The sequence below is a fragment of the Pseudomonas farsensis genome, assembly GCF_014268805.2.
Taxonomy (GTDB): domain Bacteria; phylum Pseudomonadota; class Gammaproteobacteria; order Pseudomonadales; family Pseudomonadaceae; genus Aquipseudomonas; species Aquipseudomonas farsensis.
The window spans coordinates 1468585-1494158 of the sequence record NZ_JABWRF020000001.1 but is presented as its reverse complement, the minus strand read 5'-3'; the positions used below and the strand labels follow the sequence as shown (position 1 = coordinate 1494158).

Sequence of the window (25574 nt, the reverse complement as noted above, 5' to 3'; positions counted from 1 at the left end):
CAGGCCTGAATTATCGAAATACTTTCCCATGCTCATGTCCTTCAATGGGGTGAGGCTCAGTAACAAACTGCGAAACCGTTCAGATCATACGGCCCCTGAACCAACCTGAACAACCAGCGCCGCGGCGGGCTAACGTCAAGAGCCCCAATCACCTGGTCGACGGTGCCCGCGGTAGTGCCATGTGGTGCGAGCGGTGTTAGCCTTCATGCGAATCCGCAAGCAAAGGATATGGAGATGAGCGTCAACTGGCACTCAGGGCCGATTACCCGAACCACCCCACTCGATAGCAACTACCGCAACACTCAGAAAGTCAGACAGTTCCTGGCCCGCGAATGTGGCGAGGCATTCAAGTTCGATCGTGCCTTCATGGCTTGGATCAAGAGCGGCGCACCTGTCACCATGGGCGACGTCGCAGATGAATGGCTGCGTAAGCGCCGCTGACTAAGGCACGGCTCGGCAGAAGGTTCATCAGCCAACTCCTCCCCTACAACTCAAGACCCCCGGCGTCTTGACCAGTAGGCCGTGACAAGCAGCACCAGGCCAGGCACGAGCAGACCAACTGCGGTGTACCCGAAGGCTTCCTGCCCCGAAGCGCCAACGGCGGCGAAGGCAGTGCCTATCGCAACAAGCGGTAAACCCGCGAAGTAAAAGGGTTTGGCTGTCTTGCCCATATCGAATCTCCTAGTTGACACCCTCTTTTACCACATGAGCCCGCCGACATGCCCGGGCGAGGATGACCTATATCATCCAGCCCCCGAAGCCCCAACGACGCGCGGGTAACTCATCGGCGAGCCGCAGCAACCCGTCGTGGTGCGCACATGGGCAGTCGCATCTTCGCGCGACATCGTCGTAAAGGACAAACCCGTCATGGAGAGAAATGCCGGCAGCGCCGGGTTGAAGTTGGCGTTAGCACTCGACATGCGCTAATGTCCGCCGCCCTGTTCCGGCCAATCAAAGGACTGCGCGTGCCCGAAACCACCTACACCCCAAACCAACCAGGCCCGACCACCGCACACCCGTTAAACAAACACCGTCCTTTCTACGTGGTGTCCAAAGGCAAATTCCTCACCCTCTGGGTTTTGTCTATAGGCCTGTACCAGATCTACTGGGCTTACAAGAACTGGAAGCAGTTGGAACGCAGCAAAGGCGAAAAACTGTGGCCGATAGCCAGGGCATTCTTCGCGCTGTTTTTTACCCACGCCCTGTACCGCGAAGCCGATAACCAGCTCAAGCGTGACGGCAGCGACTTCCAGTGGCGCCCTGTCGGGCTGGCGACGCTGTTCGTGATTGGCCTGCTCATCAGCAACCTTGCCGACACTCTGGCGCGGCGGAACATCGGTTTCCCCATTGCTGACATGGTCAGCCTGGGGATCCTGCCGGTCACCGGTTGGATCGCCTGGCTGGGCCAGCGCGGGCTGAACGCTGCCGCTGGGGATCCTGAGGGTCGCAGCAACGCGCGCTTCACGCCGCTCAACTACGTGCTAATGGTGATTGGTGCGCTGATACTGGTGCTGGCCTGCTACGGCTTGACACTGCCTGCGGAGTGAACACTGGCGGACACGCAATTTGCTTGGCCGTCCCCTTTTTGTCCCAAATGCAGGGGTTTGGGCAATCTGCAGGCTTAAAAAGCCCCGCTAATGCGGCTTGCAGCACGTTATCAGTTCCCAAACAAAGTCGAAACGGAGCGGCTACAGGCCGCATTCTACAAGGGTCGGTGTTTCAGTTTTGGAACCGATTTTTACCCTTCTCGGCACCCTACCTACACGCCCGCCGTCCTGGCTGGCGTCACTCCCACTCTGCTTCTGACTCGAACCAGAGCAACCCCATGGCGCCCCCTCCTCCCGCTCGTTGTGAGCCCAACCATGGCGGCCCAAATAGCCAAGCCGACGACAGGCAACGCGAGCAACATGAGCGCCACATGGCCTTTGTCACGTCGGCCTTGTCGCTGCGAAACACACTGATGATTGCCCACAAATCGACCAGCAAGATGATCACCGAAACAGCGATCCAGAAGTACGTCACCGGATCAGTCATGATTCTTTCTCCTCGTTGGGTACTAGGCGGCTGCAGCGACTCGGTTTCACCGCAGCCCAGTTACCCTGAAGAAGCCGCTCAGCTCATCTAAGTTCAGGACATTTCCCTTGGCCTGGACAGGCGAGGCTTCTAACTCTGAACCAACCCAAGCGCAAACGCGTCCACCACATAACATCCAGAGGAGGACGTGTCATGGACGCGGACCCTGTTATCGACGCACTGGGATACCCCAAAACCCATAAATTACTGCTCACCACAGCCGAATCCTGCAGGGCCGGCGCAATGGTCACGCTACTGGCAGATCTTCCCGGTACCGGCGAGGTATTGGAAAGCGGCTACGGGGTGTATTCGCCTCAAGCCAAGCAGCGCCTGATCGGAGTGAGCCCGCTGACTATCGAGCATTACGGCCTGACTAGCGAAGCCGTCACGTGGGAAATGGCCTTAGGCGCTCTAAAAGGCAGTGATGCAGCAGTAGCCCTCGCCACGACCGGGCCCGCTGGCCGTATTCAGCGCTCCTTTGGCGAACGTGCCGATGCCATGCGCCAAGGTGCGCACTACGAGCTGTCGCGCCTGGCACTTTACCGCCGACGCTGGCTGCGCGGGGAATCAGCCTGAGGACAGGGACATGAATGAAGACGAGTTGCTTTCAAGGCATGAGCCGGTAGAAGAGGACATACGCATGCAGGAGCGGGTATGGCGTTTCGAGCGGGTGGGCTGGTATGTCTTGGTAGTGATTATCCTACTGGCCCTGGCCGGGGCCTTCGGCAACGGCCCGCTCAGCGACGCCCAGGTCACCAGCACTGACGGGCGTATACAAGTAGAGTACCAGCGCCTCAGCCGCAGTGGCACCACGGACGACCTGCGCATCACCGTTCACGGTATAGCCGGGAAACCTGTGAAAGTAATGCTCGGAGGAAGCCTGCTGCGTGAAGCCAGTATCGAAACAATGCAACCCGAGCCGCAGTCATCCATTTCTCACGGCGAGGCGCTGCTACTGCAGCTCGGCACCAGTCGAGACGGTATCGCCACGCTCTACCTGACCTTGCGCAGTGAATCTGTCGGCACCCTGGAAGGTATCGTCAGGACTAGTCCGACCAGCGCAGTAAGTTTCTCCACCTTCCTTTATCCGTAGGAACGAGCTATGGACTCCATCCTTCGCGCGGCGGGTATGTACGTCGCTCTCATGCTACTGTTTCGCGTTGCCGGTCGACGCTCGCTGGCAGACCTGACCACCTTCGACTTTGTCCTCTTGCTGATAATTGGCGAGGCAACCCAGCAGGCGCTGCTCGGCGACGACTTTTCCTTCATCAATGCCATGCTGGTGATCGCAACCCTGATTGTTCTGGACGTCGGTCTGTCGCTGGCGAAGCTCAATTCGAAACCGCTAGCGCGATTGCTGGATGGTCATGCAACCCTAGTGGTCGAACAGGGCCGCTTCCTGCACCAGCGTATGCGCCGGGCGCGGCTGACAGAAGATGACATCTTGGAGTCGGCACGGGACAGCCAAGGCATCGAACATGTCGAGCAGATCAAGTTCGCCATTGTTGAGCGCAACGGCAAGATTTCAGTCATCCCCAAGGAGTGACATCCGCATCCGGCCGCAGGAGATACTCCGTCAGACTGAGTGAGCAGGCTGTGATTCCCTCGACCAGTACCATCTCGAAACCATGGGTATTTTCTGTCGGAATCGCGATACACCCCGCCCAGGCATCAGTACCAGTACTGAGCACAGCACTCGCATCAGACGCAAAGTCGGCTAGCAATGCTGGCTGCGGCGTGAAGCCGGCTCTGCGCGTTGCCGCCATCAAGGCCTGCACCACACTGCGGCTGTAGTATCCCTTCTGGTCACCGGTGTTGATGATAGGGTCGGCCGATAGCTGGGTGCCGTACTCGTCCAGTACTGGCCCGACCTCCACGGCTATCGTCGTATCACCTGGCAGCCTGGCGGCTGCATACATAGCGCCGGCATTGGACTCCTCCTCGAGCGTTGTCAGGACGAACCACACATCTTGGTGCAGTTCGCTGCGCCGGTTTTGTAGCAGGTGTGCGCAGTGAAGTGCCGCCGCCAGCGGGGCTCGGTCATCAAGAAAGTGTGCAGCGATGCAATCATGCACTTTGAACGGTTTACGCCAGTGCTGGCTGAGCACCACCCTGGTGCCAGGGCGAACGCCTGCATGTTCCAGCGCCTGCTTGGATTGGCGGGTCACGACGTAGACATCCTGCCACTTCACCGCACCGGAAAGCACGTCACGCCCATTGGCGCTATGCCCGCTGTTATGCATCGACCCGTATGACAACACCCCTGGTAACACTAGGGCGTCGCCGAGGATGTCAACGGGGCATACTCCGAAGCAGATCGGCTGCGCGCCGCCCAGTGCCATGACTTCCAGCGTACCGTCCTGCCTAACTTTCTTGACGATCATCGCGATCTCGTCGAGATGGGCCATGACTCGTATCGCTGCATCGGGGCTGCCTTTATCGGCACCCCGAACAACTCCCACCAGGTTGCCGGCATTGTCGGTGAAAATCTCATCGCAAACTTCTGCCAGCATCTGTCGTGCGACCACCCGCACCTCGTCTTCCTGGCCGCCAGGCCCACGGGCGTGCAGTAACGCCTCCAGTAAAGGCAAGATCTCCATGGCCATTCCTCGTCAATTCAGATGGCGCCAGTAGACCGCTGCCGCCGCTCATGTGTTCAGCAGCACCAAACAGTGCCGACTGTGGTGGCCAGGATGCGACGCATGCGGACGGACCTTGACCCGCACAGCAGCGGCATCGGATCCCAAATTACGTCGTTAAGCCCCACCGCCATCCATAGATGAGGCGCCTGTCCCAATAGCGTGATAATCACCGCCTGCAATGGCCAGAAGGTACCCGCGGCCAGCAAGTTGTTTCAGGTCTCGACATTCGCGCCAGTCAATAAGCCCGACCCGATCCATCTCGTCGGCAAGACTGAGTAGCTCGTCGTGGTGCGTGCTCGGGCATTCGCGCTACGTCATCGTAGAGCGCAAACCAGTCATTGAGCGCAAGACAACGGCACTGCTCTTGGGCTATCTGCTCTGTGATTGCGTTCATACCGATAGCACCTAGGGCTGCTGATAGTGACCTGGTGACGTGCCACGCACGTGTTCATGCTCGATACGCTGTACTTGAACATCGGTGAAAGAAGTCGCTTCGTTTCTATGGAGGCCTTGAAGGTACGCGCGGGCGTCCTCACGGCTCAGATTTTCCTGGTCGCAACGTAACTCGCACGTACCAGGCTGGTTGTCGAGGATGTAGCTGATTAAATACAGGTGATGGGACATGACGAACATCCTGTGCGCTGGGGGCTTAGTTGGATGGATACCAATCTCATCGCATCCGTTCAGCCCAATTGATAACTGGTTGAAAAAGTCCTTTATCGCACTCGGTACTAAATGCCTGTGCCGTTGCTTTCTGCACCGCGGTTAATAGTGGTTTGAATGCCCGCGCGTGTTGTTCAACTCCTCTAGAAAAACGAGCCCAGCTCTTTAGTGCATTCCGTCGATCAATCCAGAATTCTTTGCACATCATGCCGCTTGACCTCGGTCACTGATGAACACAGACCTTCCTGTGTAACTACCGACATGAGGTGTCAATCATGGCTAGCAATCAAGACGACCGCGGTAACCAAGGCGGCAACGCCAACACCAATCCAGGCAACTTCGCCAACGACCGCGATAAAGCATCCGAGGCCGGGCACAAGGGCGGCCAGATGTCTGGCGGCAACTTCAAGAACGACCCGGAGCGCGCCTCCGAAGCTGGGAAAAAAGGCGGTGAAGCGTCGGGGGGGAATTTCAAGAACGACCCTGAGCGAGCTTCCGAGGCTGGCCATAAAGGGGGTCAGGCTTCCGGGGGCAACTTTGCCAATGACCGTGAGAAAGCCTCCGAAGCCGGGCGGGTCGGTGGCCAACATAGCCATGGCGGCGGTCGTAAAAGTGACGACAACCGCTAGTCATCCGTGAAACGCGCAGGGGCAGTTCTGCTGCCTCTGCACACTGATGAGGAAAGTTTATGTTCATGCACAACAAGCGATTGCAATACACCGTCCGCGTGGCGCAGCCCAACCCAGGCTTGGCGAACTTGCTGTTGGAACAGTTCGGCGGGCCGCAGGGCGAGTTGGCGGCCGCCATGCGCTACTTCACCCAGGCCGTCAGCGAGGATGATCCAGGACGCAAGGACATGCTCTACGACATCGCCACCGAAGAACTGAGTCATCTGGAAATCATCGGTTCGATCGTGGTGATGCTGAATAAAGGTGCCAAAGGCAGTTTGGCAGAAGGCGTTGAAGCAGAAGGAGAGCTGTACCGCTCTCTGACAGGCGCAGGCAACGACTCGCATGTTACCAGCCTGTTGTATGGGGCCGGCGCACCGTTGATAAATTCTGCAGGCGTACCCTGGAGCGCTGCTTACATCGACACCATCGGTGAACCTACTGCGGATCTGCGCTCAAACATTGCCGCCGAGGCAAGGGCCAAGATCGTTTATGAACGGCTGATAAACGTGACGGATGACCCCGGCATCAAGGACGCCCTGGGTTTCCTCATGAGCCGGGAGATTGCCCACCAGATGTCCTTCGAGAAGGCGCTGCACGCCATCCAGCCTAATTTCCCGCAGGGTAAATTGCCGGGTGACCCTGAGTTCAATCGGACCTACTTCAATCTGTCCCAAGGGGAGGAAATGCGCGGCGCATGGAATGAAGGGGAGCACTGGATTTACGTGGACGAGCCTCAGCCAGCGGTGGACGGTGGTGATGGCTCGGCCAGTGTCCAGCTCGACGAGGTCGGCGCGCAGACAGTGGAGGCAATGAAGCTGCGCACTCAATCGGATCCTGATGCCCAGCCGCTGACAGGAGCCGAACTGGGCAAGGTGAATACTGGCCAACAATGAGAAAAGACCGCGCCGGAATTCCCGGCGCGGCGCCTCACCGCCTAGCGCTTGGCTTCAGCGTCAGGGTCAGCCGACCGCGTCAGGAACGCGCGGGTTACCTCCGGCAGATGCTCCTTCAGCCACTGCGCCATGGCGACTTCTTCCTCGAGAATCGAGCGACAAGCTTGCTCCGTGGCGCTGTCACCGGCCATCTGCGCTGCTTCGATGAGCACGGTGTATGAAGCAATTTCCATATTCTCGAAGACGTAACCTGCCATCGCGCCTTTGACCACCTCGTCGCTCATGGTCATGCCGCCTACCGCTTGGCCAAACGCCATCAATTTGCCTGCCAGGTCCTTGAATGTAGACGTGCTGCCCCCCAGGCGTTCGATGCACTCCACCAGTGCGCGCTGCTGGCCTTGTGTCTCCTCGATATGCCTGACAATTCGCCCCTTGAGTTCTGGGTAGTGCTCCAAGCGCTCTGCCTGGCCCTTAAGCATGCTTTCTGCCTGTTGCTCCATCGCGTGTGCGTCACGTAGCCAGTCCAGTAGGTTTTCCTTTGGAGTTGCCATGATCTATCCCTCGCTTGCAGTGGTAGGTAGCTCTTAAGAACCCATGACATCTGCGAAGCTCACCTGGATCGACAAGTGGTTTTACACCACCAGCCTCGATAAGGCTGAGCTGTCAGCGAGATGCTGCCGTGCCCCTTCTGCGGCCAGCAGGACTTTCTCATCGAGCGCCTAGACAGCGACGCCACAGTGGTGATCTGCCAAGGCCTGACTGGGCCGCATGAGGCTTGCCTGGCCCGTGGCCCAGTTAGCGTGGCACAGGATGAGGGCGAAGAGCAGCCAGGCCGCGACAAGGCGATCGAGCTGTGGAATGCGAGAGCCGAGCGGCTGCGCACAGTTGTAGATCAGTAAAAAAACCTCATCGCCTCGCTGCGCGCGAACTGGTCGGGCCCACAGAGGGCTGCGAAATCTGCGATGGCGAGGGTGAATATGCTCAGCGCCACACGATCCCGTGGAACCAGATCAAGTTCATCTACAGCGAAGCCGTGAAGGGCCTCGCACTCCAGTCGCCATCTGCCGTGGGGGCATCGCAGATGACGTTCGCGTACACCCCGACGGCGAGCGCCGCTCCGTCAGCGTGTCACGTGCTGAGGTGGTGGAGCATATGGACAGCGAACTGTTCGAGAAGCTGACCGACACGATCTGCCAGTGCGAGCCGATCGGTGAAACCAACGTTGTGGAAGCCTGACCACGCCATCCTGACGCCAAGCGCACATTTGTACCCCAACCAGAAAACGAGCTTTCGGCTACGACTTCGCTCCTCGCTTAGATGCCGCAGGAGCCACGGCCATATGGCGAGCTCGCCCTACGCCCCAGGCCAGCGCGCGCGTCATTGACTCACCAGGGCGTGAGTCATAGGCCTCCTCGTCCAATGCCATGCCTGAAGGCGAGTACACGCCCAAGAACAACTGAGTTGTGCCCGTCCGCGATAACCGTACCTGTACGTCGATGAAAGTGCCGTCATTGAGGGTTTCTTCATGGGTTCGGTGATGCAGCGAAGGATCGGCCCATTCCCAAAAGATATCTCCGCGAATTCTCATACAGCCATCCTTGAATAAACCGTTGAGGTAATTAAGGCGATTAAAGATAGCTCACCAGATGTACTGGGCTATCTATTTAAGCGGCACATATTTCCTGACTAGACCAACGGCATTTAAAACTGTACGCACAACTTCCTTTGTATAACTGCTTCCACATAATTGCGACGAAGGAATTTCTATGTCCGAAGCATTGAAACTAATCCAACGAGCGCCTATTGAGCGCGATCAAGACGGCTGGTGGCACCATCCCGACGGACCGGAGTTCGAAGAGGACGTGGCAGCCTTTAAGGCCTGGCTTGTACAGCAGGGCCTTGAGTTACAACAGTGGCACATGGACTCAGATATCGGTGAGCAGCACCCCTACGCCGATGGGGATTGCCATTGCCTCGGGTGGAAGCCGGAATGCCCAGGGCCAGAGTGGTTTCTGCTTGGAATTTTCGATACCGAGGAAGGGCCGTGCGTTAGCTGGGTTCGGCGCAAGGCCGAGGAAGCTTGGTCACTGAATGGCGTCGACGGATCGTGGGATTACCCGAACCTTACCGCTCTGATCCGCGACAACTTCGGCAGCGCCGCGGAAGGCACAAGCTTCGGCCCAGGCCTTGGCAATGGCCTCAAGGTGGGCGATACCGTACATTCCGGCACCGTCTGCAAGGCCGACCCTGCCGTATTCCTCACGGATGGCGATGAGCTGCTCAACCACATGTTCGGGGCAGCAGCTGGAAGCGATGCGGGCGAATGGGTCGACAACTACGGGAAGCGCATGAGCTGGCCGATGTTACGCAACGGGTGGGCGGACGCTCGCGAGGCTGCCAGGACGAAGGCTGAAGTCGAGAAGAAGCCAGACCTGGCAAATCGAATCGCTCAGTTCCAGTCCCAGTCCCAGTCCCAGTTCCAGTTCCAGTTCCAGTTCCAGTTCCGAGATATCCGACCGAAGGCAGCTTCGGAGATCAACGATCTGAATGAAGCAAGCCTGCTTCTGGGGCACTCGAAAGAGGGAATCACAGAGCGCGGCTATCGCCGCGTCGGAGCTATCGCCAAGCCTTCAAAAAGCTGAAGGTTCGGAACTCCACCCCTTTAGTTTCGGAACCCATGGCTTTTTAGACCCACAAATAAAAACCCCGCAGACGTTAATCTGCGGGGCTTTCGAATGTGGAGGCCGAGGTCGGAATCGAACCGGCGTAGACGGATTTGCAATCCGGAGCATAACCACTTTGCTACTCGGCCTCAAGTTGGAGCGAGCTTTCGCTATCTCCTTGAAACTGCTGCGCTTTTTCAAACCAGCTGCGTTTCAATGGACGCCATTATGTCGGCAATCGTTTCACCTTGCAACCCCCTTAAAGAAAAAATTCTTCAAGAGGTTCAAGGTGTTAGCGCAGCCGCCCAAGCTTGCTCCACAAACCCACTACGGTGTTTTCCACCGCTGCGCTGGCTGCCACCCCAATTCGCTCCTGCAGGCTCTTGCGTTCGGCGTAATGCAAGTGGAAGACGTTGGCTTCGCTGGCACGCTGGCTGAGGTACTCATCGCTGGTGCCCAGTTGGTCAACCAACTGCATGTTCAACGCAGCAATGCCGAGCCAGACTTCGCCGGTGGCGACCTCATCGATATGCAGCTGTGGGCGATAGCGGGCTACGAAATCCTTGAACAGCTGGTGAGTCACGTCCAGGTCTTCCTGGAATTTCTCACGGCCCTTCTCGGTGTTTTCGCCAAACACGGTGAGCGTGCGTTTGTACTCACCGGCGGTGAGCACCTCGACGTCGATGTCGTGCTTCTTAAGAAGGCGATTTACGTTCGGCAGTTGGGCGACCACGCCGATAGAGCCGAGCACGGCAAATGGCGCGCTGACAATCTTCTGGCCGATGCACGCCATCATGTAACCGCCGCTGGCGGCGACTTTGTCGATGCAGATGGTGAGCGCAATACCCGCCTCGCGGATGCGCGCCAGCTGCGAGGCGGCAAGGCCGTAGCTGTGCACCAGGCCACCACCGCTTTCGAGGCGCAGCACCACTTCGTCACGCGGGGTGGCGAGGGTGAGCAGCGCAGTTATTTCGTGGCGTAGGCTTTCTGTGGCAGAGGCTTTGATATCGCCGTTGAAGTCGAGCACGAACACCCGGCGCTTATCTTCGGGCTTTTTCTTTTTCTGTGCCTTGTCGGCCTTCGCCTGCTGCTTGCGCAGCGCCTTGAGCTCGGCCTTGTCGAACAGGCCCGACTCCAGCCGCTCACGCAGCTCTTTATACACTTCGTTCAGGCGTGTGACCTGCAACTGTCCACCCTGCTTGCGCCGCCCTTTGCCGCGCAGGCCGGCAATCGCCGACAGCACCACCAGAATGGCGATGACCAGCGTTGCGGTTTTGGCGAGAAAGCTTGCGTATTCGGCAAGAAACTCCACAGTGACTCCTTGATAGACCTGCGCCCCATCGGCGCGAAACAGTGCCAAGCATACCGGTGCGCAAACCCCACTGCCAGCCAGGGAAAACGCTGGCAACACAGTTCAAACAACCTTTTCAAACGCTTGTATGTTTTTTCGTTGACAGCCCGACTGGGGCGTCCTAACCTCGCAGCAACTCCACCCAGGCCGGACATCTTTGTGGGCAACCTCTACCTGATCCGACATGGCCAAGCCTCATTTGGTGCCGACGATTACGACGTGCTCTCGCCCATCGGCGAGCGCCAGAGTGTCGCCCTCGGTGAGCACATGGCTCAGCTAGGGTTGCAATTGCAGCGCTGTGTCGCCGGTAGCCTGCGCCGCCAGCAAGACACCGCGCGCCTGGCGCTGCAGGCCATGCAAGGCAATGGCACCAACGTTCCGGCCATAGACACCGATACTGCATTCAACGAATTCGATGCCGACGGCGTGATTCGCGCGCTGCTGCCCGCATTGCTGCCCGATGAGCCCGAAGCGCTACACATCCTGCGCAACGGTGCCCAGCACCGCAGCGAGTTTCAGCGTCTGTTCGCCTTGCTGGTACAACGCTGGCACGCCGGCGACCATGCCACGGATGCGCATCTGGAAACCTGGCAAGCCTTCACCAGCCGTGTCGGCGCTGGCCTGCAACGCTTGCTGGCCCAGGCTGCCAGCGGTGACGACATAGCGGTCTTCACCTCAGGCGGCACCATCGCTGCCCTGCTCCACCTGACTACCGGCATTACCCCAGCGCAGGCTTTTGCCCTGAACTGGCAAATCATCAACACGTCGCTCAGCCAGCTGAAGTTCCGCGGGCGCGACGTGGCACTGGCTTCCTTCAACAGCCAAGCCCATGTGCAGCTGTTGCAGGCGCCGGAGCTCATCACCTACCGATGAGCCCGGCCTGTTTAGTCCCCCCGGGACACAAAAATCACTTAATAAGGAATACACCATGACCTCCGTCGCCGATGCCGTGAAAAAGATGCAAGAGAAGTTCAACCCATCCGCCGCTGCTGGCCTGGACCTGGTGTTCGGCTTCAACATCACCGATGAAGACAAGCAGTACGCGCTGATCGTCAAGGACGGCACCTGCGACCTGCAAGAAGGCGAGAACCCAGACGCCAACTGCACCTTGGTCATGGACAGCGAAACCCTCAAAGGCATCGTCAGCGGTGAAACCGATGGCATGCAAGCGTTCATGGGCGGCAAGCTGCGTGTTGAAGGCGACATGATGCTGTCGATGAAACTCAGCGAACTGTTCCCGTCCTGATCGACGCAGTCACCGCCACCAAAAAACCGAAGCCTGATGCGCTTCGGTTTTTTTTCGCCTGGCCTGTGGTTATGCGGTTATCAAGCCCAGTGATCGCTCGGCAACACCCGAGCCTATATACGCCTGGCACGCTTGTACCAATAACGACGGGAAATTAGATTAACCAATAGTCTCCGCCCTGGCCCATAAGGAAACCGCATGACGCTGACCGACCAGTCCACCCAGGTGCGCCCCGGCGAGGAGCTTGATGCCAGTGTCATCGACCCTTACCTCAAAGCTCACATTCCGGGCTTGATCGGCAACCCGGCCGTCAGCCAGTTCCCGGGCGGCGCCTCCAACCTGACGTACCTGGTGACCTACCCCGGCAAGGAATTCGTGCTGCGCCGCCCACCGTTCGGGCAAAAGGCCAAGTCGGCCCACGACATGGGCCGCGAGTTTCGCATTCTTACCCAGCTCAACGACGGCTTCCCGTACTGCCCCAAGGCGTATGCCCACTGCACCGACGCCAGCCTGATCGGCAGCGAGTTCTATGTCATGGAGCGGGTCAAGGGCATCATCCTGCGCTCGGACATACCCGCTGAGCTTGACCTGGACGCCAGCCGCACCGAAGCCCTGTGCAAGAGCTTCATCGAGCGCATGGTCGAGCTGCACCAAGTGGACTACAACGCGTGCGGGCTGGCCGATCTTGGCAAACCCGAGGGCTATGTGCAGCGCCAGATCGAAGGCTGGAGCGCACGCTACGAAAAAGCCCTGACCCCTGATGCCCCGCACTGGCAGCAGGTAATCACCTGGCTGCACGACAAGATGCCCGCCGATCACCCGCGCCCGGCCATCGTGCACAACGATTACCGCTTCGACAATGTCATCCTCGACAGCGCCAACCCGATGCGCATCATCGGCGTACTGGATTGGGAGATGGCCACCCTGGGCGACCCGCTGATGGACCTGGGCAATAGCCTGGCCTACTGGATCGAGGCGGGCGACCCGGCCCCGGTGCAATTGATGCGCCGCCAACCGAGCAATGCTCCCGGCATGCTGAGCCGCCGGCAATTCGTCGACCATTACGCAGAATGTGCCGGCATCCACATCGACAACTTCGACTTTTATTACTGCTACGGGCTGTTTCGCCTGGCCGGCATCGTGCAGCAAATCTACTACCGTTTCTTCCACGGCCAGACACAGGACAAGCGCTTTGCCCAGTTCATCCAGATGAACCGCTTGCTTGAACAGATGAGCCTGCAACTGATCGGCAGGTCTCCCCTGTAACCCTGGCAACGCCCGACCATAAGGAAAACCGGCATGTCCAAGACCCAGCTGTTCGACCTCGACGGCAAAATTGCCTTCGTTTCCGGTGCCAGCCGCGGCATCGGCGAGGCCATCGCCCACCTGCTGGCCCAGCAAGGCGCCCATGTGATCGTCTCCAGCCGCAAGCTCGACGGCTGCCAGCCGGTGGCCGATGCAATTATCGCGGCCGGGGGCAAGGCCACTGCAGTAGCCTGCCATATTGGTGAAATGGAGCAGATTGGCCAGGTGTTCGCCAACATTCGCGAACAGTTCGGGCGCCTGGATATCCTGGTCAACAACGCCGCCACCAACCCGCAATTCTGCAATGTGCTGGACACCGACCTTGGGGCGTTCCAGAAGACCGTGGATGTGAATATTCGCGGTTACTTCTTCATGTCGGTGGAGGCCGGCAAGCTGATGCGCGAGCATGGCGGCGGCAGCATCATCAACGTGGCGTCGATCAACGGCGTGTCACCGGGTGTGTTTCAGGGCGTTTATTCGATCACCAAGGCGGCGGTGATCAACATGACCAAGGTGTTCGCCAAGGAATGCGCGCAGTTTGGTATCCGCTGCAACGCCCTGCTGCCGGGCCTGACCGACACCAAGTTCGCCTCGGCCTTGGTCAAGAACGACGCCATTCTCAACACCGCCCTGCAGCAAATCCCGCTCAAGCGCGTGGCGCAGCCTGGCGAAATGGCAGGTGCGGTGCTGTACCTGGCCAGCGCAGCCTCCAGCTATACCACCGGCACTGCGCTCAATGTCGATGGCGGCTTCCTGTCCTGAGCGCTACAGGCACGTAGCCGCTGCCGCCTTGCGCTGCAGGGCCACCTGGTCGTCTTTCTGCGCGTAGTAGTCCACCCGCGTACCGCCGGCCTGGGCGTAAACATCGACGAACGACTCGGCTTCGCGGGTGTATACCGTGAAGCCTCCGGTTTTACGCGCTTGCAGGTAGCCGCTGGCGTCCACGCCAAAGGCCCGCTCTTCCTGCCAGCTGAACTGGATGCACTGGGCGACCAGGTCCGGGGCCTTGTGCGAGGCCAACTGCGCGGTCGGTGCGCCGTTGCGCGCCGCTTCCATGGTTGACGATGCGCAACCCACCAACAGCAGCGCCACAGTCATCGGCAGAATCGCTCGCATGTTCCATCCTCGGGGCAAAAAAGAACGCGACTCTAGCATTGCTGAGTAGCAGAGTGAATTCTGCGCCCCAAGCCGTTGTCGCAGAACAAGACACCGTAGATAACCTGAGGACACTCCATGAACCTTCGCCCCCTGTTCTGCGCCCTGCTGCTCACCAGCGCCCTGCCCCTCGCCGCCACGGCTGCCGAGTCAAAGCAGGAAAGCGTCCAGGCCCCGGAAACCCACAACCGGGAGCTGAAAGTCGGCGACAAGGCGCCCGACGAGTACAAGCGTGAGGACAAGGCCATCAAGGACTGGCGCGCCAAGGGCCTGCCGGCTCCTGAGAAAGAAAGCCACTGGGTGCTCATGGGCAAACAGTATGTGCTGGTGCAGATCACCAATGGCGTAGTGCTGGCAATCCAGCCTGGGTCCTGATCAACCGGCGCCCGCCAGGGCCACCAGCCGCACCGCGTTGCGCCCACCGGCCTTGGCCTGATAAAGCGCAGCGTCGGCCTGGGCCAGCACACTGGCGACGGTGTCTGCAGGCCCAGGCACCGCGCACCAAAGCCCGACACTGAAGCGCAGGCCGATTTCACGGCCGGCAAAGTGCGCAGGGTCGGCCGCAATGGCCTCGCGCATGCGTTGCAACGTATCCAGTGCCTGCGCCAGTGGTACACCGGGCAGCAACACCAGAAACTCTTCGCCGCCATAGCGCCCCAGCTGGTCTTGGAGCCGCAGTTGCTGCTGCAATTGGCGAACGCAGTGGCACAGCACCTCATCACCCGCCAGATGGCCATGCATATCGTTGATGCGCTTGAAGTGGTCGATATCGATCATCGCCAGCGCAAGGCTCGCCTGGGCGCTGCGTGCCTGCTCCAGCGCCTGGGCAAAATTATCCAGAATGGCCCGACGGTTATAGGTGCCGGTCAGCACATCGTGCAGCGCCAGGTGTTGCAGCCGCGCTTCGCTGCGCTCCTTGGCCATCAGCACCAGGCCGATGGAGAACATCATCACCGTGACTGTGCCGATACTGACCGAAACCGTTTGCTTGAGGTTGCTGATGTCGTAGCGCATTTCGCCCGCGCCGCCTGCAAGCACCGCCACCACCCGCATACCGAGCCCGATCAGGCTGATACCCGCGCCGATCGACACCAACAGGTGCGCACGCCCTGGCCGCTCGGCATGGCGCTGCGCCCACACTAGCAACAAGGCGCATTGCAGCATCAGCACCAGGGTTGCCAACAACATGCGCGGCTCGAGGGTATCGAGCAACAGGCTCAACCCCAGCAGCATGCAGAGCGGGATGGCAAACACTAGGCGCCACGGCACAGGCTGCTCGCGCAAGCGGAACAGGCTGGCCGAATAGAACGCCAGCGCCAGTGATAACAGGCTGTTGCCGGCAAGGTAGGTCAGCCACAGTGGCGCGTGGTCGTACAGCGTGTAGCAGACATAGGCCAAGGCGTGGGCGAGCAGCCCGCAGCCGGTCAACAGCAAGTTGTCGCGGCGGTTGAGCTGGCCGACCAGCAACAGGCAAAAAGCCAGGATGGTCGCAACCAGGGCAACAGCGGCGAACAGCGTCGGGGTATGGGCGATCATCGTGATTCACCGTGCAGGCAGTGGCCGTCTTGGTTGCAGCCTGAGAGCAAGTCTAGGGCGCATGTCCGCAGGCAGCCATGGCCCAGCGGGACAGAACAGCAGCTATCAAACCCGGCAACGGTCAAAAGCACGGCAATATTTTGCGCAACAGAGAACCAAAATGAACGTCTCAGGTCCTAGAAACTGCCCGGTAAACCGTTACCGATCATGGACCTAGCCAATGTTTCCACGTATCGCCAGCGTTTCTCTGATCGCCGCCATGCTGCTGCTCGGCGGTTGCTCTCACCACCATCACCATGACCGCGATGACGGCTGGCGTGATCGCGATCACCGCCACTCTTCGCGCCATGACCGTGACCGTGATGACGACAATCGCCAGTACCGTGACCGCGGCTACCGCTAACGCGTCTTTCACTGCCTGACTGGCCGCTTTATAGCGCGGCACCTTCCCTGACTTGAGGTTTCACAACATGCGTCTGACTCTGCCCTCCCTCGCCCTCGGCCTGCTGCTGTGCCAGGGTGCCTTTGCCGGTGACGGCACTGCAGCAATTGGCGGCGGCCTCGGCGGCGCCCTGGGCAACGTGGTCGGCCAGCAGATCGGCGGCAGCACCGGTGCTGCCATCGGCGCGGGTCTGGGTGGTGCAGCCGGCAGCGCCGTGGGCGCGCGCAAGGGCAACCGCACCGAAGCGGCCCTCGGCGGCGGGCTGGGTTCGGCAGGCGGCTCGCTGCTGGGCGGCAAGCTGGGCGGCAGCAACGGCTCGACCATCGGCGCAGGCCTGGGCGGTGCGGCCGGTGGCGCAATCGGCAACCACATGGGCGACAGCGGCAAGAGCAAGAAACACAAGCGTCGCCACCGCCACTGACAAGTCACGCCACGACTGCGGGGCTTGCCCGCGGTCGCTTGGCGCACAAAAACATTGCAGCACGTCAACGACGTTTGTCGCGCAAGCTGCCACACTGGTGCAACTGCCGTTCGTGCCCCTGTGTGAAGGAACACCCCCTCCCCATGAACCATGAGTTGCTCTGGGTCCTTGGCCTGCTGGCCGTCGTCATCGTCCTGTTCATCATCAACCGCCCACGCATGGACGTGGTCGCCTTGCTGGTGATCCTCGCCCTGCCGTTGTCCGGCATCCTCAGCGTAGAGCAGGCCCTGGCCGGCTTCAGCGACCCCAACGTAGTACTGATTGCCGCCTTGTTCGTGATCGGCGAAGGCTTGGTACGCACCGGCATTGCCCTGCGCATCGGCGACTGGATGAGCGAGCGGGCCGGCAACAGCGAAGCGCGCCTCATTGTGTTGCTGATGGTTTCGGTGGCCGGGCTCGGTTCGGTGATGAGTTCGACCGGCGTGGTGGCGATTTTCATCCCGGTGGTGCTGAGCATTGCCGCGCGCATGAAACTGTCGCCCAGCCGGCTGATGATGCCCCTGAGCTTCGCCGGCCTGATCAGCGGCATGCTCAGCCTGGTGGCGACACCGCCCAACGTCGTGGTGCACAGCGAGTTGGTGCGCCACGGCGAAAGCGGCTTTACCTTTTTCAGCTTTACCCCGTTCGGCCTGGTGGTGCTGGTGCTCGGCATCGGCTACATGCTGCTGACCCGCCACTGGCTCAACGGCGAAGTGCGCAAGGACGGCCGCGCCGAAACCCGGCGCACGCTGCTGGACCTTGTGCTCGACTACAAGCTCAACGGCCGTGAACGGCGCCTGCGCATCCGCCCGCATTCCCCGCTGATCGGCCACACCCTGGGTGAGCTGGAACTGCGCACCCGCCATGGCGCCAACGTGGTCGGCATCGAGCGTCAGCACAAGTTCACCACCCGGGTGATCACCGCCGATTCCGGCACGGTGCTGCAACAGGGCGATATTCTGCTGCTCGACCTGTTCGCCAACCGCGACGACCTGCGCAGCCTGTGCCAGGCCATGCAACTTGAGCCCTTGCACTTCAAGGCTGCGTATTTCATCGACCAGTCCCAAGAGCTGGGCATGGCCGAAGTGTCCCTGCCGCCGGGCTCGCAACTGATCGGCAAGAGCATCCTGGAGCTGGCCTTTCGCAGCCGTTACGACCTTAACGTGGTCGGCCTGCGCCGCGACCAGGAGGCCATCGAGGAGCAACTGGTCGAAGAAAAGCTGCGCCTGGGCGACACCTTGCTGGTGGTCGGGCCGTGGAAGGCGGTACGCCTGCTGCAATCCAAACCGCGGGACTTCCTGGTACTGAGCCTGCCAGCCGAAATCGACCAGGTCGCGCCAGCACGCGCCCGCGCCCCTTATGCGCTGCTTAGCCTGGCGGTGATGGTCGGGCTGATGGTCAGCGGCGTGGTGCCCAACGTGGTCGCGGCGCTGATCGGCTGCCTGCTGATGGGCGCCGGGCGGTGCATCGACATGAACAGCGCCTATCGCGCCATTCACTGGCCAAGCCTGGTGTTGATCGTCGGTATGCTGCCGTTTGCCCTGGCGCTGCAGAAGACCGGCGGTATCGACCTGGTGGTCAGCGGGCTGGTCGAGCTGCTCGGGGGCGCTGGCCCGAGCGCGATGCTGGCGTGCCTGTTCGCCCTGACCGCCGTGATTGGCCTGTTCATTTCCAATACCGCCACTGCCGTGTTGATGGCGCCGGTGGCAATCAGCACCGCGCAGCAGCTCGGGCTGTCGCCCTACCCGTTCGCCATGACCGTGGCCCTGGCCGCCTCGGCGGCGTTCATGACGCCGGTGTCATCCCCGGTCAATACCTTGGTGCTGGGGCCTGGCCAGTACCGCTTTGCAGATTTCGTCAAAGTCGGCGTGCCATTCACGCTGCTGGTGATGGTGGTTACCGTGGTGATGGTGCCGTGGGTGTTCGGGCTCTGACAAGCGCCCTGCGGCGATTTGACATCAATTACAGACATGAAACACACTGGCGCGACATCGTCCCAAGTGCCTGCGGCTGTTTTCCGGGATTTTCGTTCTAGCCTGCCGGTCGACCCCATGGTGTTTCCCGTTCCCTCGCGCCTGTTGCCACTGCTCACCCTGTTCGGTCTGACCTTCGGCCTTACCTTGGCTGGGATTCTGGCTCGGCCAATCGAATCGCTGTCGCTGTTCTGGCCGGTCAATGCCGTGCTGGCCGGGGTACTGCTGCGCAACCCGCGCCATGCCAGCACAGGCGGCTTCGCGCTGGTGTACCTGGGCATGGTGGCAGCGGACTTTGCCTGTGGCAGCAGTTGGAAGCCGGCGCTGTGGTTCAACCTGTGCAACCTCGGCGCAATCGTCAGTATCTGGTACCTGATGTCACGCCTGCCGCGCATCCACCGCCGGCTGCGTACACCCCATGGCACCCTGTGCCTGTTCGCCGCCTGCGGCGCGGGGGCGATGGTCGCGGCAAGCCTGGCGTGCGTCGTGGCCGCCCCCTGGTTCGAGCAATCGGTGCGGGCAACCTGGCTTGCCTGGTTCAGCGAGCAGTTCTCCACCAGCGTGCTGGTGTTGCCGCTGCTGCTCACCGCGCCCTCCCCACGAGCGCTGGGCCGCAGTAATGCCCAGCCGATTCGCCTGGCGCCGCTGTTGGTACTGCTGCTGTCACTGGCGCTGAGCATCGGCTTCGGCGGGCCTGGCGCCATCGCCTTCCCGATTGCGGCGCTGCTGTGGTGTGCGCTGATCTATTCGCCGTTTTTTGTCTCGGTACTGACCCTGATCGCCGGCAGCACGTTGATCGTGGCGGTGGCGCAGAACCTGGTGCATTTCATTGTGCCGCAGAGCGAACCTGGGGTGACCACGCTGATGTCGGCGCGCCTGGGTATCGCCATGCTGGTGCTCGGCCCGTTGGTGGTTGCCTGCGTGAGCCACGCCAATCGGGGCCTGATGGCGCGCCTTGAGCATCAGGCGACCATCGACCACCTGACCGGCGCCCTCACCCGCAGCGCCTTTACCCGGCGGGCGAATGCGCTGCTCGATAGCCGCGTGCTGCACACTCCGCACGCGCCGTTGACCCTGATGATGCTCGACATTGACCATTTCAAGCACATCAACGACCAGCACGGCCACGCGGTGGGCGACCAGGTGCTGCAGCAGTTTGCGCTCACCCTGCAAGAACAGTTGCACGAGGGCGAGCTGTTCGCCCGGCTGGGTGGCGAGGAATTTGCCATCATCGTGCCAGGCCTTGCCCCGGAGCTTGCCCAGTTCAGCGCCGAACGCGTGCGCCGCGCCGTGCAGGACCTGCGGGTCAGCCAGGCCGAGCTGCAACTGACGATTACGGTCAGCATTGGCCTGGCCGGCTGCACAGACGCCACCCAATCACCGCCGCTGGATGTACTGCTGGCTCAGGCAGACCAAGCGCTGTATCGGGCCAAGGCGCAAGGGCGCAACCGCATCGAACACGCCGAAGGGCTGCGCCAGCGCGGCTGACTCAACTGGCCAGCAAGTCCCAGGTCAGCTTGGCAATCAGTACGCACAGCAGCACCAGGAACAGCCCGCGGACGAACCCCGCGCCTTTGCGTACCGCAAGCCAGGTGCCGGTAAGCGCCCCGAGAATATTGAACACCGCCATGGGCAAGGCTATCGCCCAAAGCACGTTGCCCGAAGGAATGAAGAACACCAGTGCGGCCAGGTTGGTGGCGATGTTGACCAGCTTTGCCGAGGCCGAGGCGTGAAGGAAATCCAGGGCGAAAAAGCGGATGAACAGAAAGATCAGGAAACTGCCGGTGCCCGGCCCGAACAACCCATCGTAAAAGCCGATAGCGCCGCCGATCAGCACCGCCAGGCACTGCTCGCGCCGGCCAACCACACGCGGGGTGTGCAAGGTACCGAAGTCTTTCTTGCAGAAGGTGTACACCGCCATCAGCACGATCATCACCAGCACCAGCGGGCGCATCAGCCCGGCAGGCACCAGCGACACAGTGGCCGCGCCCAAAAAAGACATGACGAACGCGCTGAGCATCGCCGGCACGATCAGCCCCCAATCGAGCTTGACCTTGCGGATGAACGAGCGCGCCGCAAACGCCGTGCCGCACACCGACGCCAGCTTGTTGCTGCCAAGCAGGGCCGCAGGCTGTGCGCTGGGTAGCACGTTGAACAGCGCAGGGATCTGGATCAGCCCGCCACCGCCAACGGCAGCGTCAATCAGGCCAGCGGCGAAGGCGAACAGCGAAAGCAGGGCTATATCCATCATGGGGCGAGGTCCAGGTTGAGCAGTACTGCCGGCAAGACTAATCAAAGGCCCCGCTTTATGTTGAAATGCCACATTGCAAAAACTGCAATCTGGAGTGGGTATGGCCTTGGATATGTTACGAGAGATGGATGCCTTCGTCAGCGTGGCGCACAAGCGCAGCTTCGTCACCGCCGCCCGCGCACTAGGCCGCTCACCCAGTGCGGTGACCCGCGCAATACAGGCGCTTGAAGACCACACCGGGACCAAGCTGTTCAACCGCAGCGCCAGTGCCGTGACGCTGACCGAAGCCGGTGAACGGTTGTTACCTCATGCCGAACGGTTGCTGGATGTGCAACGTGATGCCGCCGACGAATTGGCGGCGCTGACGGGCACCGCGCAAGGCTGGATCCGCATCGCGGCGCCTGAAACGCTGGCTTGTCGGGTGTTGCCACAGGTACTCAGCGGGTTTTGCGCCAAGCACCGCCAGGTGACAGTCGATGTGCAATACAGCGACGAGGCCCTGGACCCGCTACAGGGGCGCTTTGATTTCGTGATACGCGGCGCGTTTGCGCAGTCCAGCGAACTGATCGGCTACCCGCTTTGGGGTTACCGCCGCCACCTTTACGCCAGCCCCGAGTACCTGGCGCGCGAGGGGACGCCCGAGGGTATCGATGCGCTGCAGGGGCACGCGCTGATCCTGCACACCGCACCGCGCATCCTCAAAGCCTGGCACTTCTGCCGTGAGGGCAGCATCAGCAGCTTCCGACCACAACCGCGGCTACGCCTGGGCTCCGGTGTTGCCGTGCTGCACAGTACCCTGGCGGGAGCCGGCATCGCCCGCCTGGCAGACTGGCTGGCAGAGCCAGAAGTGCAGGCCGGGCGGCTGGTGCGGGTGTGCCCGGACTACCACCTCACCTCCAGCAGCGGCCAGGACCCACAAATGCATGCGGTGTACCCGACGGGCGAGGTCCCTGCCCGGGTGCGAGAGCTGCTGCAAGCGGTCCGTGCGGCCCGGCCACAGCAGTCGAAAAAGCCCTGAGCAACCGTGTTCATTTTCTGCTCAATCCAACAGAGGCCCCGTGAAGCCTGGCCTGTAGCGTTTTATCCACAGACCTACCCACGATTTTTGTGGACAGTTTCAGCAGCGCTTGCAGGAATTTTTACAGGCGCAACAACGCAGCGTTGGCCAGCCTGACCAATTCGACCCATTCACGGGTGCTGATGACACCGGCGTGCTCCAACGCCTCGGCGTTGCGTAATGCCTGATCGTAGTCATCCTCTTGCAGCACGCCCTCACTCAAGAAGCGATTGCGCCACTCCAACATTGCAGCATTGCCTTCGTTGCATTCCACAGTGCTCATCGACTCCAACCCAGGTGATTGGCCCGTATACCCGGAGCCTGGTTAACGGGGGCGGGAGAGTACACGAGCCCTTCGGGGTTTAGAACGGTTTACCGTGACCGCCCGTCCACCAGTAATAGCACTAGGCCACAACCGGGGTATTCCCCACAAATTGCTCGCCATCGGCAGCGCCATGGCGCACGCTTCACCCCTCAGCAAAAAGGACCGGCACATCGACCATGGCGAAATGGCTACAAGGCGGCGGGCTCATGGCCGAGCGCATCCGCACCCACGACTGGGCCAATACCCCACTAGGCGCGCTGGACACCTGGCCCGATGTGCTCAAGACCACTGTCGCCCTGTGCCTGGCCTCGCGTTTTCCCCAGGCGATCCTGTGGGGTGAGCAAATGCTCACCTTGCACAACGACGCCTTCGCGCAGATTCTCGGCGACAAGCCACCTGCCCTCGGCCGGCCATTCAGCGATGTCTGGCTGGAGGCCTGGGACGACATCGAACACATGGTCCTGCGCGCCTTTGGCGGCGAAGCGGTGTTCATCGAAGACTTCCCGCTGCTGATCGCGCGCAACGGTGCGCCGGAACGCGCTTATTTCACGTTCTGCTACAGCCCTATCCGTGACCATGACGGCCGCGTGGTGGGCATGCTCGATACAGTGACTGAAACCACCGCAAGCGTAGTCGCCAACCGCCGCCTGAATTTTCTCGACAGCCTTGGGCGCGCCGCCGCCAATGCCACCGACCCCGAACGGATCATGGCCACCACTACGCAACTGCTGGGGGAGCACCTGCAATTGTCCAGTTGCGGCTACGCGGTGATGGACGTCGACCAGGACGGCTTTACTATCTGTGGCGACTGGGTCGCGCCCGGCTCGCCGCGCCTGCTGGGCCAATACCGCCTGGCCGACTTCGGCCGCCTGGCGGTCAGCCGCCTGCGCGCAGGGTTGCCACTGGTGATCGACAACAACCTCACCCAGCTACCGCCCCGTGAGTCGGCCACCTTCCAGGCAATCGGCATCACCGCCACCATTTGCATGCCACTGATCAAGGACGGGCGCCTGACCGCGCTGATGGCGATCCACGACAAGGCCCCGCGTACCTGGACCCGCTACGAGCAGACCCTGATCAGCGAAGTCACCGAACGCTGCTGGGCGCACATCCAGCGGGTACAGGCTCACGCCGAAGTGCGCGAAACCCTGTCGGCGCTCGAAGCGCTCAACGCCACCCTAGAACAGCGCGTCGAAGAACGTACTGGCCAGTTGCAGCACACCGAAGCCGTGCTGCGCCAGACCCAGAAGCTTGAGGCGATCGGCCAGTTGACCGGGGGGGTGGCCCACGACTTCAACAACCTGCTGACTATCATTCGCTCGTCGCTGCACTTTCTGCAGCGCCCGGACCTGGACGAAACACGGCGCAAGCGGTACCTCAAGACCATGTCCGACACCGTCGACCGAGGTGCCAAACTCACTGGCCAGTTGCTGGCGTTCGCCCGCCGCCAGGCCCTCACGCCGCAGGTGTTCGAAGCAGGCCCGCGGCTGCAAGCGATGGCCGAGATGCTCGACAGCGTAACCGGTGCGCAGATCCAGGTGCTGCTCGAACTGCCCAGCGAGCCATGCCACGTGCTGGCAGACCTTGGCCAGCTGGAAACAGCGGTGATCAACCTCATGATCAACGGCCGTGACGCGATGGCCGGCGAAGGTACCTTGCGCCTGCGTCTGCAAGCCAACCAGCGCATGCCCCAGCCACCAGGCGTGCCCGCGCAACCCGGGCCATTCGCCGCCATTTCGGTCATCGACGGCGGCGCAGGTATTCCAGCGCACTTGCTCGAACGCATCTTCGACCCGTTTTTCACCACCAAAGCGGCGGGCCAAGGTACCGGGCTCGGTCTTTCCCAGGTATTCGGTTTTGCCAAGCAGTCCGGCGGCGACGTTCAGGTCATCAGCACCGAAGGCCAAGGCACCACCTTCACCCTGTACCTGCCGCAGGTTGGTAGTGGTGGCAGCGAGCCCGATAGCGAGCCCCTCTCGCCTGCGCACCACGGCCAGCGGCGGCGGATCCTGGTAGTGGAAGACAATGTCGATGTCGGCAGCTTCACCGCGCAGATCCTGCGCGACCACGGCTACCAAATCAGTTGGGCAACCAGCGCCGAGGATGCACTTGAGCAGATCATCAATGCCCACGAAGGCTTCGACGCTGTGTTTTCAGATGTGCTGATGCCAGGTATCGGCGGCCTGGCCCTGGGCCGCGAGCTGCGCCGCAGCCACCCGCAGTTGCCAGTGATCCTGACCTCCGGCTACAGCGAGGCGATAGCCGAGGGCGGCCACCAAGGCTTCGAGTTCCTCGCCAAGCCGTACTCGGCTGAACAGGTGTGCGAGGTGCTCAGCAAGGTATTGGACAACAAGCCCGGCTAAAGCCTGCACTCAGAGGGCCATGACCATCTCGTGCCAGGCCATGCCGCCGTGTTCAGACGGCGACGGGCGCACGTACTGGTAGCCCATCTTGCGGTACAGCTCCACATGCTGCTCTTTGCACATCAGGTGGATGGTCTGTTTGTGCAGCGCGCGCATGCGCTGGATGAATTCCTCCATCAGTTGCCTGGCATAACCCTTGCCCTGATGCTCGGTATCCACCACCACCGACATGATCACCACGTTGGGCGCCTGCGGGTCATGGCCGACCAGCTCCTTGAACGCTTCATCGGACATCACCACCTCGAAGGCACAGCCGCTGTTGATGAACCCAACGATACCGCCCTGCGCCTCAAGCAGCAGAAAACCCTCGGGGTACTGCGCAATACGCGTGCGGATCTTTTCAAGCGTGGCAGCTTCGTCGCCTTCGTAGGCGCCAATTTCAATGGCGTAGCAGCGTTCGGCGTCTTGCAGGGTGGGTGAGCGAAAAAGCGCGGTAGTCACGTAA

At 61.0% G+C, this 25574-nt stretch carries 30 protein-coding genes, 1 tRNA gene and 3 pseudogenes; 22 read left to right on the top strand and 12 right to left on the bottom strand.

Translation table 11 applies throughout. From position 1 onward, the window contains the following. The first annotated feature begins 234 nt into the window (after window positions 1-234). Window positions 235-441 carry a DUF6434 domain-containing protein gene (locus tag HU719_RS06810; protein ID WP_186518538.1) on the top strand — a complete coding sequence of 69 codons (207 nt, stop codon included), beginning with the start codon at window positions 235-237 and terminating at the stop codon, window positions 439-441. Window positions 442-818: 377 nt separating this feature from the next. Continuing rightward, on the top strand, window positions 819-1547 hold the full coding sequence (locus HU719_RS06805) for a hypothetical protein (RefSeq protein ID WP_225917120.1): 729 nt from the start codon (window positions 819-821) through the stop codon (window positions 1545-1547). A gap of 212 nt (window positions 1548-1759) precedes the next feature. On the opposite strand, the pseudogene HU719_RS23575 reads toward HU719_RS06805, so the two are convergent. Then, window positions 1760-1995: pseudogene (locus HU719_RS23575) on the bottom strand (PLD nuclease N-terminal domain-containing protein). Between HU719_RS23575 and HU719_RS06800 the strand changes: the two are divergent. From HU719_RS06800 to HU719_RS06785, 4 genes are all read left to right on the top strand, one after another. Next, on the top strand, window positions 1919-2125 hold the full coding sequence (locus HU719_RS06800) for a hypothetical protein (RefSeq protein ID WP_186534944.1): 207 nt from the start codon (window positions 1919-1921) through the stop codon (window positions 2123-2125). The pseudogene HU719_RS23575 and the gene HU719_RS06800 overlap by 77 nt on opposite strands. 101 nt (window positions 2126-2226) lie before the next feature. Then, on the top strand, window positions 2227-2649 hold the full coding sequence (locus HU719_RS06795) for a CinA family protein (protein ID WP_186534945.1): 423 nt from the start codon (window positions 2227-2229) through the stop codon (window positions 2647-2649). 10 nt (window positions 2650-2659) lie between these two features. Then, on the top strand, window positions 2660-3166 hold the full coding sequence (locus HU719_RS06790; RefSeq protein ID WP_186534946.1) for a hypothetical protein: 507 nt from the start codon (window positions 2660-2662) through the stop codon (window positions 3164-3166). A gap of 9 nt (window positions 3167-3175) precedes the next feature. Beyond that, window positions 3176-3619 carry a DUF421 domain-containing protein gene (locus HU719_RS06785; RefSeq protein WP_186534947.1) on the top strand — a complete coding sequence of 148 codons (444 nt, stop codon included), beginning with the start codon at window positions 3176-3178 and terminating at the stop codon, window positions 3617-3619. On the opposite strand, the gene HU719_RS06780 is transcribed toward HU719_RS06785, so the two are convergent. Further along, window positions 3603-4673, bottom strand: coding sequence for a M28 family peptidase (locus tag HU719_RS06780; RefSeq protein ID WP_186518546.1), 1071 nt, complete (start codon window positions 4671-4673; stop codon window positions 3603-3605). The genes HU719_RS06785 and HU719_RS06780 overlap by 17 nt on opposite strands. 447 nt (window positions 4674-5120) lie before the next feature. Next, a complete protein-coding gene (locus HU719_RS06775) occupies window positions 5121-5339 on the bottom strand; it encodes a hypothetical protein (protein WP_186518550.1) in 219 nt (72 codons plus the stop codon). Window positions 5340-5653: 314 nt separating this feature from the next. On the opposite strand from HU719_RS06775, the pseudogene HU719_RS06770 reads away from it, so the two are divergent. The 3 genes and pseudogenes from HU719_RS06770 to HU719_RS06765 all read left to right on the top strand — a co-directional run. Then, window positions 5654-5914 (top strand): annotated as a pseudogene (locus tag HU719_RS06770) (con-10 family general stress protein); the annotation flags it as partial. Beyond that, window positions 5915-6007 (top strand): annotated as a pseudogene (locus HU719_RS23680) (con-10 family general stress protein); the annotation flags it as partial. A 59-nt stretch (window positions 6008-6066) separates the two neighbouring features. Continuing rightward, window positions 6067-6942: a manganese catalase family protein gene (locus tag HU719_RS06765; protein WP_186518554.1), complete on the top strand. Its 876-nt coding sequence runs from the start codon at window positions 6067-6069 to the stop codon at window positions 6940-6942. A gap of 41 nt (window positions 6943-6983) precedes the next feature. Here HU719_RS06765 and HU719_RS06760 read toward each other — a convergent pair whose 3' ends face one another. Continuing rightward, window positions 6984-7493 (bottom strand): ferritin-like domain-containing protein, encoded by a 510-nt coding sequence (locus HU719_RS06760; RefSeq protein ID WP_186534949.1) that lies wholly within the window; start codon window positions 7491-7493, stop codon window positions 6984-6986. A gap of 120 nt (window positions 7494-7613) precedes the next feature. Between HU719_RS06760 and HU719_RS06755 the strand changes: the two genes are divergently transcribed. Then, window positions 7614-7841 (top strand): Lar family restriction alleviation protein, encoded by a 228-nt coding sequence (locus tag HU719_RS06755; protein WP_186534950.1) that lies wholly within the window; start codon window positions 7614-7616, stop codon window positions 7839-7841. Window positions 7842-8236: 395 nt separating this feature from the next. Here the strand turns inward: HU719_RS06755 and HU719_RS23570 are convergent, their stop codons facing one another. Beyond that, window positions 8237-8530, bottom strand: coding sequence for a hypothetical protein (locus HU719_RS23570; protein ID WP_225917119.1), 294 nt, complete (start codon window positions 8528-8530; stop codon window positions 8237-8239). Window positions 8531-8708: 178 nt separating this feature from the next. Here HU719_RS23570 and HU719_RS23565 point away from each other — a divergent pair, with 178 nt between their 5' ends. Continuing rightward, entirely contained in the window at window positions 8709-9584 is an 876-nt protein-coding gene (locus HU719_RS23565) for a site-specific integrase (protein ID WP_225917118.1), read from the top strand. A 96-nt stretch (window positions 9585-9680) separates the two neighbouring features. On the opposite strand, the gene HU719_RS06740 is transcribed toward HU719_RS23565, so the two are convergent. Both HU719_RS06740 and sohB read right to left on the bottom strand, forming a co-directional pair. Continuing rightward, window positions 9681-9754, bottom strand: a tRNA-Cys gene (locus HU719_RS06740). Between the two features lie 143 nt (window positions 9755-9897). After that, window positions 9898-10917, bottom strand: coding sequence for a protease SohB (sohB, locus tag HU719_RS06735; protein ID WP_186534951.1), 1020 nt, complete (start codon window positions 10915-10917; stop codon window positions 9898-9900). Window positions 10918-11115: 198 nt separating this feature from the next. On the opposite strand from sohB, the gene HU719_RS06730 reads away from it, so the two are divergent. The 4 genes from HU719_RS06730 (at window position 11116) to HU719_RS06715 (ending at window position 14269) form a co-directional block, all read left to right on the top strand. Continuing rightward, a complete protein-coding gene (locus HU719_RS06730; protein ID WP_186534952.1) occupies window positions 11116-11829 on the top strand; it encodes a histidine phosphatase family protein in 714 nt (237 codons plus the stop codon). Window positions 11830-11884: 55 nt separating this feature from the next. After that, window positions 11885-12202 (top strand): SCP2 sterol-binding domain-containing protein, encoded by a 318-nt coding sequence (locus HU719_RS06725; protein ID WP_132841644.1) that lies wholly within the window; start codon window positions 11885-11887, stop codon window positions 12200-12202. 198 nt (window positions 12203-12400) lie between these two features. Then, the gene (locus tag HU719_RS06720) at window positions 12401-13468 is read left to right on the top strand and encodes a phosphotransferase family protein (protein ID WP_186534953.1); all 1068 of its coding nucleotides are present in this window, start codon (window positions 12401-12403) and stop codon (window positions 13466-13468) included. A gap of 33 nt (window positions 13469-13501) precedes the next feature. Further along, window positions 13502-14269 (top strand): SDR family oxidoreductase, encoded by a 768-nt coding sequence (locus HU719_RS06715; RefSeq protein ID WP_186517726.1) that lies wholly within the window; start codon window positions 13502-13504, stop codon window positions 14267-14269. A 3-nt stretch (window positions 14270-14272) separates the two neighbouring features. Here HU719_RS06715 and HU719_RS06710 read toward each other — a convergent pair whose 3' ends face one another. After that, window positions 14273-14623, bottom strand: coding sequence for a hypothetical protein (locus HU719_RS06710; RefSeq protein ID WP_186517727.1), 351 nt, complete (start codon window positions 14621-14623; stop codon window positions 14273-14275). Window positions 14624-14740: 117 nt separating this feature from the next. Between HU719_RS06710 and HU719_RS06705 the strand changes: the two genes are divergently transcribed. Then, complete coding sequence (locus HU719_RS06705) at window positions 14741-15037, top strand: RcnB family protein (RefSeq protein WP_186534954.1); 297 nt, start codon at window positions 14741-14743, stop codon at window positions 15035-15037. Here the strand turns inward: HU719_RS06705 and HU719_RS06700 are convergent, their stop codons facing one another. Beyond that, window positions 15038-16198 carry a GGDEF domain-containing protein gene (locus HU719_RS06700; RefSeq protein ID WP_186534955.1) on the bottom strand — a complete coding sequence of 387 codons (1161 nt, stop codon included), beginning with the start codon at window positions 16196-16198 and terminating at the stop codon, window positions 15038-15040. Window positions 16199-16418: 220 nt separating this feature from the next. On the opposite strand from HU719_RS06700, the gene HU719_RS06695 reads away from it, so the two are divergent. The 4 genes from HU719_RS06695 to HU719_RS06680 all read left to right on the top strand — a co-directional run bounded on the left by HU719_RS06695 (window position 16419) and on the right by HU719_RS06680 (window position 20561). Then, window positions 16419-16601, top strand: a complete 183-nt coding sequence (locus tag HU719_RS06695; protein ID WP_186534956.1) for a hypothetical protein — start codon at window positions 16419-16421, stop codon at window positions 16599-16601. Between the two features lie 67 nt (window positions 16602-16668). Beyond that, entirely contained in the window at window positions 16669-17061 is a 393-nt protein-coding gene (locus HU719_RS06690) for a glycine zipper domain-containing protein (RefSeq protein ID WP_186517733.1), read from the top strand. A 143-nt stretch (window positions 17062-17204) separates the two neighbouring features. Further along, entirely contained in the window at window positions 17205-19034 is a 1830-nt protein-coding gene (locus HU719_RS06685; RefSeq protein WP_186534957.1) for an SLC13 family permease, read from the top strand. 102 nt (window positions 19035-19136) lie between these two features. Next, a complete protein-coding gene (locus tag HU719_RS06680) occupies window positions 19137-20561 on the top strand; it encodes a GGDEF domain-containing protein (RefSeq protein WP_186517858.1) in 1425 nt (474 codons plus the stop codon). A 1-nt stretch (window position 20562) separates the two neighbouring features. Here HU719_RS06680 and HU719_RS06675 read toward each other — a convergent pair whose 3' ends face one another. Beyond that, the gene (locus HU719_RS06675; protein ID WP_186534958.1) at window positions 20563-21324 is read right to left on the bottom strand and encodes a sulfite exporter TauE/SafE family protein; all 762 of its coding nucleotides are present in this window, start codon (window positions 21322-21324) and stop codon (window positions 20563-20565) included. 100 nt (window positions 21325-21424) lie between these two features. Here HU719_RS06675 and HU719_RS06670 point away from each other — a divergent pair, with 100 nt between their 5' ends. Then, entirely contained in the window at window positions 21425-22342 is a 918-nt protein-coding gene (locus HU719_RS06670; RefSeq protein WP_186534959.1) for a LysR family transcriptional regulator, read from the top strand. Between the two features lie 121 nt (window positions 22343-22463). Here the strand turns inward: HU719_RS06670 and HU719_RS06665 are convergent, their stop codons facing one another. Then, complete coding sequence (locus tag HU719_RS06665; RefSeq protein ID WP_189659791.1) at window positions 22464-22664, bottom strand: hypothetical protein; 201 nt, start codon at window positions 22662-22664, stop codon at window positions 22464-22466. 218 nt (window positions 22665-22882) lie between these two features. On the opposite strand from HU719_RS06665, the gene HU719_RS06660 reads away from it, so the two are divergent. Then, window positions 22883-25069 (top strand): ATP-binding protein, encoded by a 2187-nt coding sequence (locus HU719_RS06660; RefSeq protein WP_186534960.1) that lies wholly within the window; start codon window positions 22883-22885, stop codon window positions 25067-25069. A gap of 9 nt (window positions 25070-25078) precedes the next feature. On the opposite strand, the gene HU719_RS06655 is transcribed toward HU719_RS06660, so the two are convergent. After that, entirely contained in the window at window positions 25079-25570 is a 492-nt protein-coding gene (locus tag HU719_RS06655) for a GNAT family N-acetyltransferase (protein ID WP_186534961.1), read from the bottom strand. Window positions 25571-25574 lie beyond the last annotated feature (4 nt).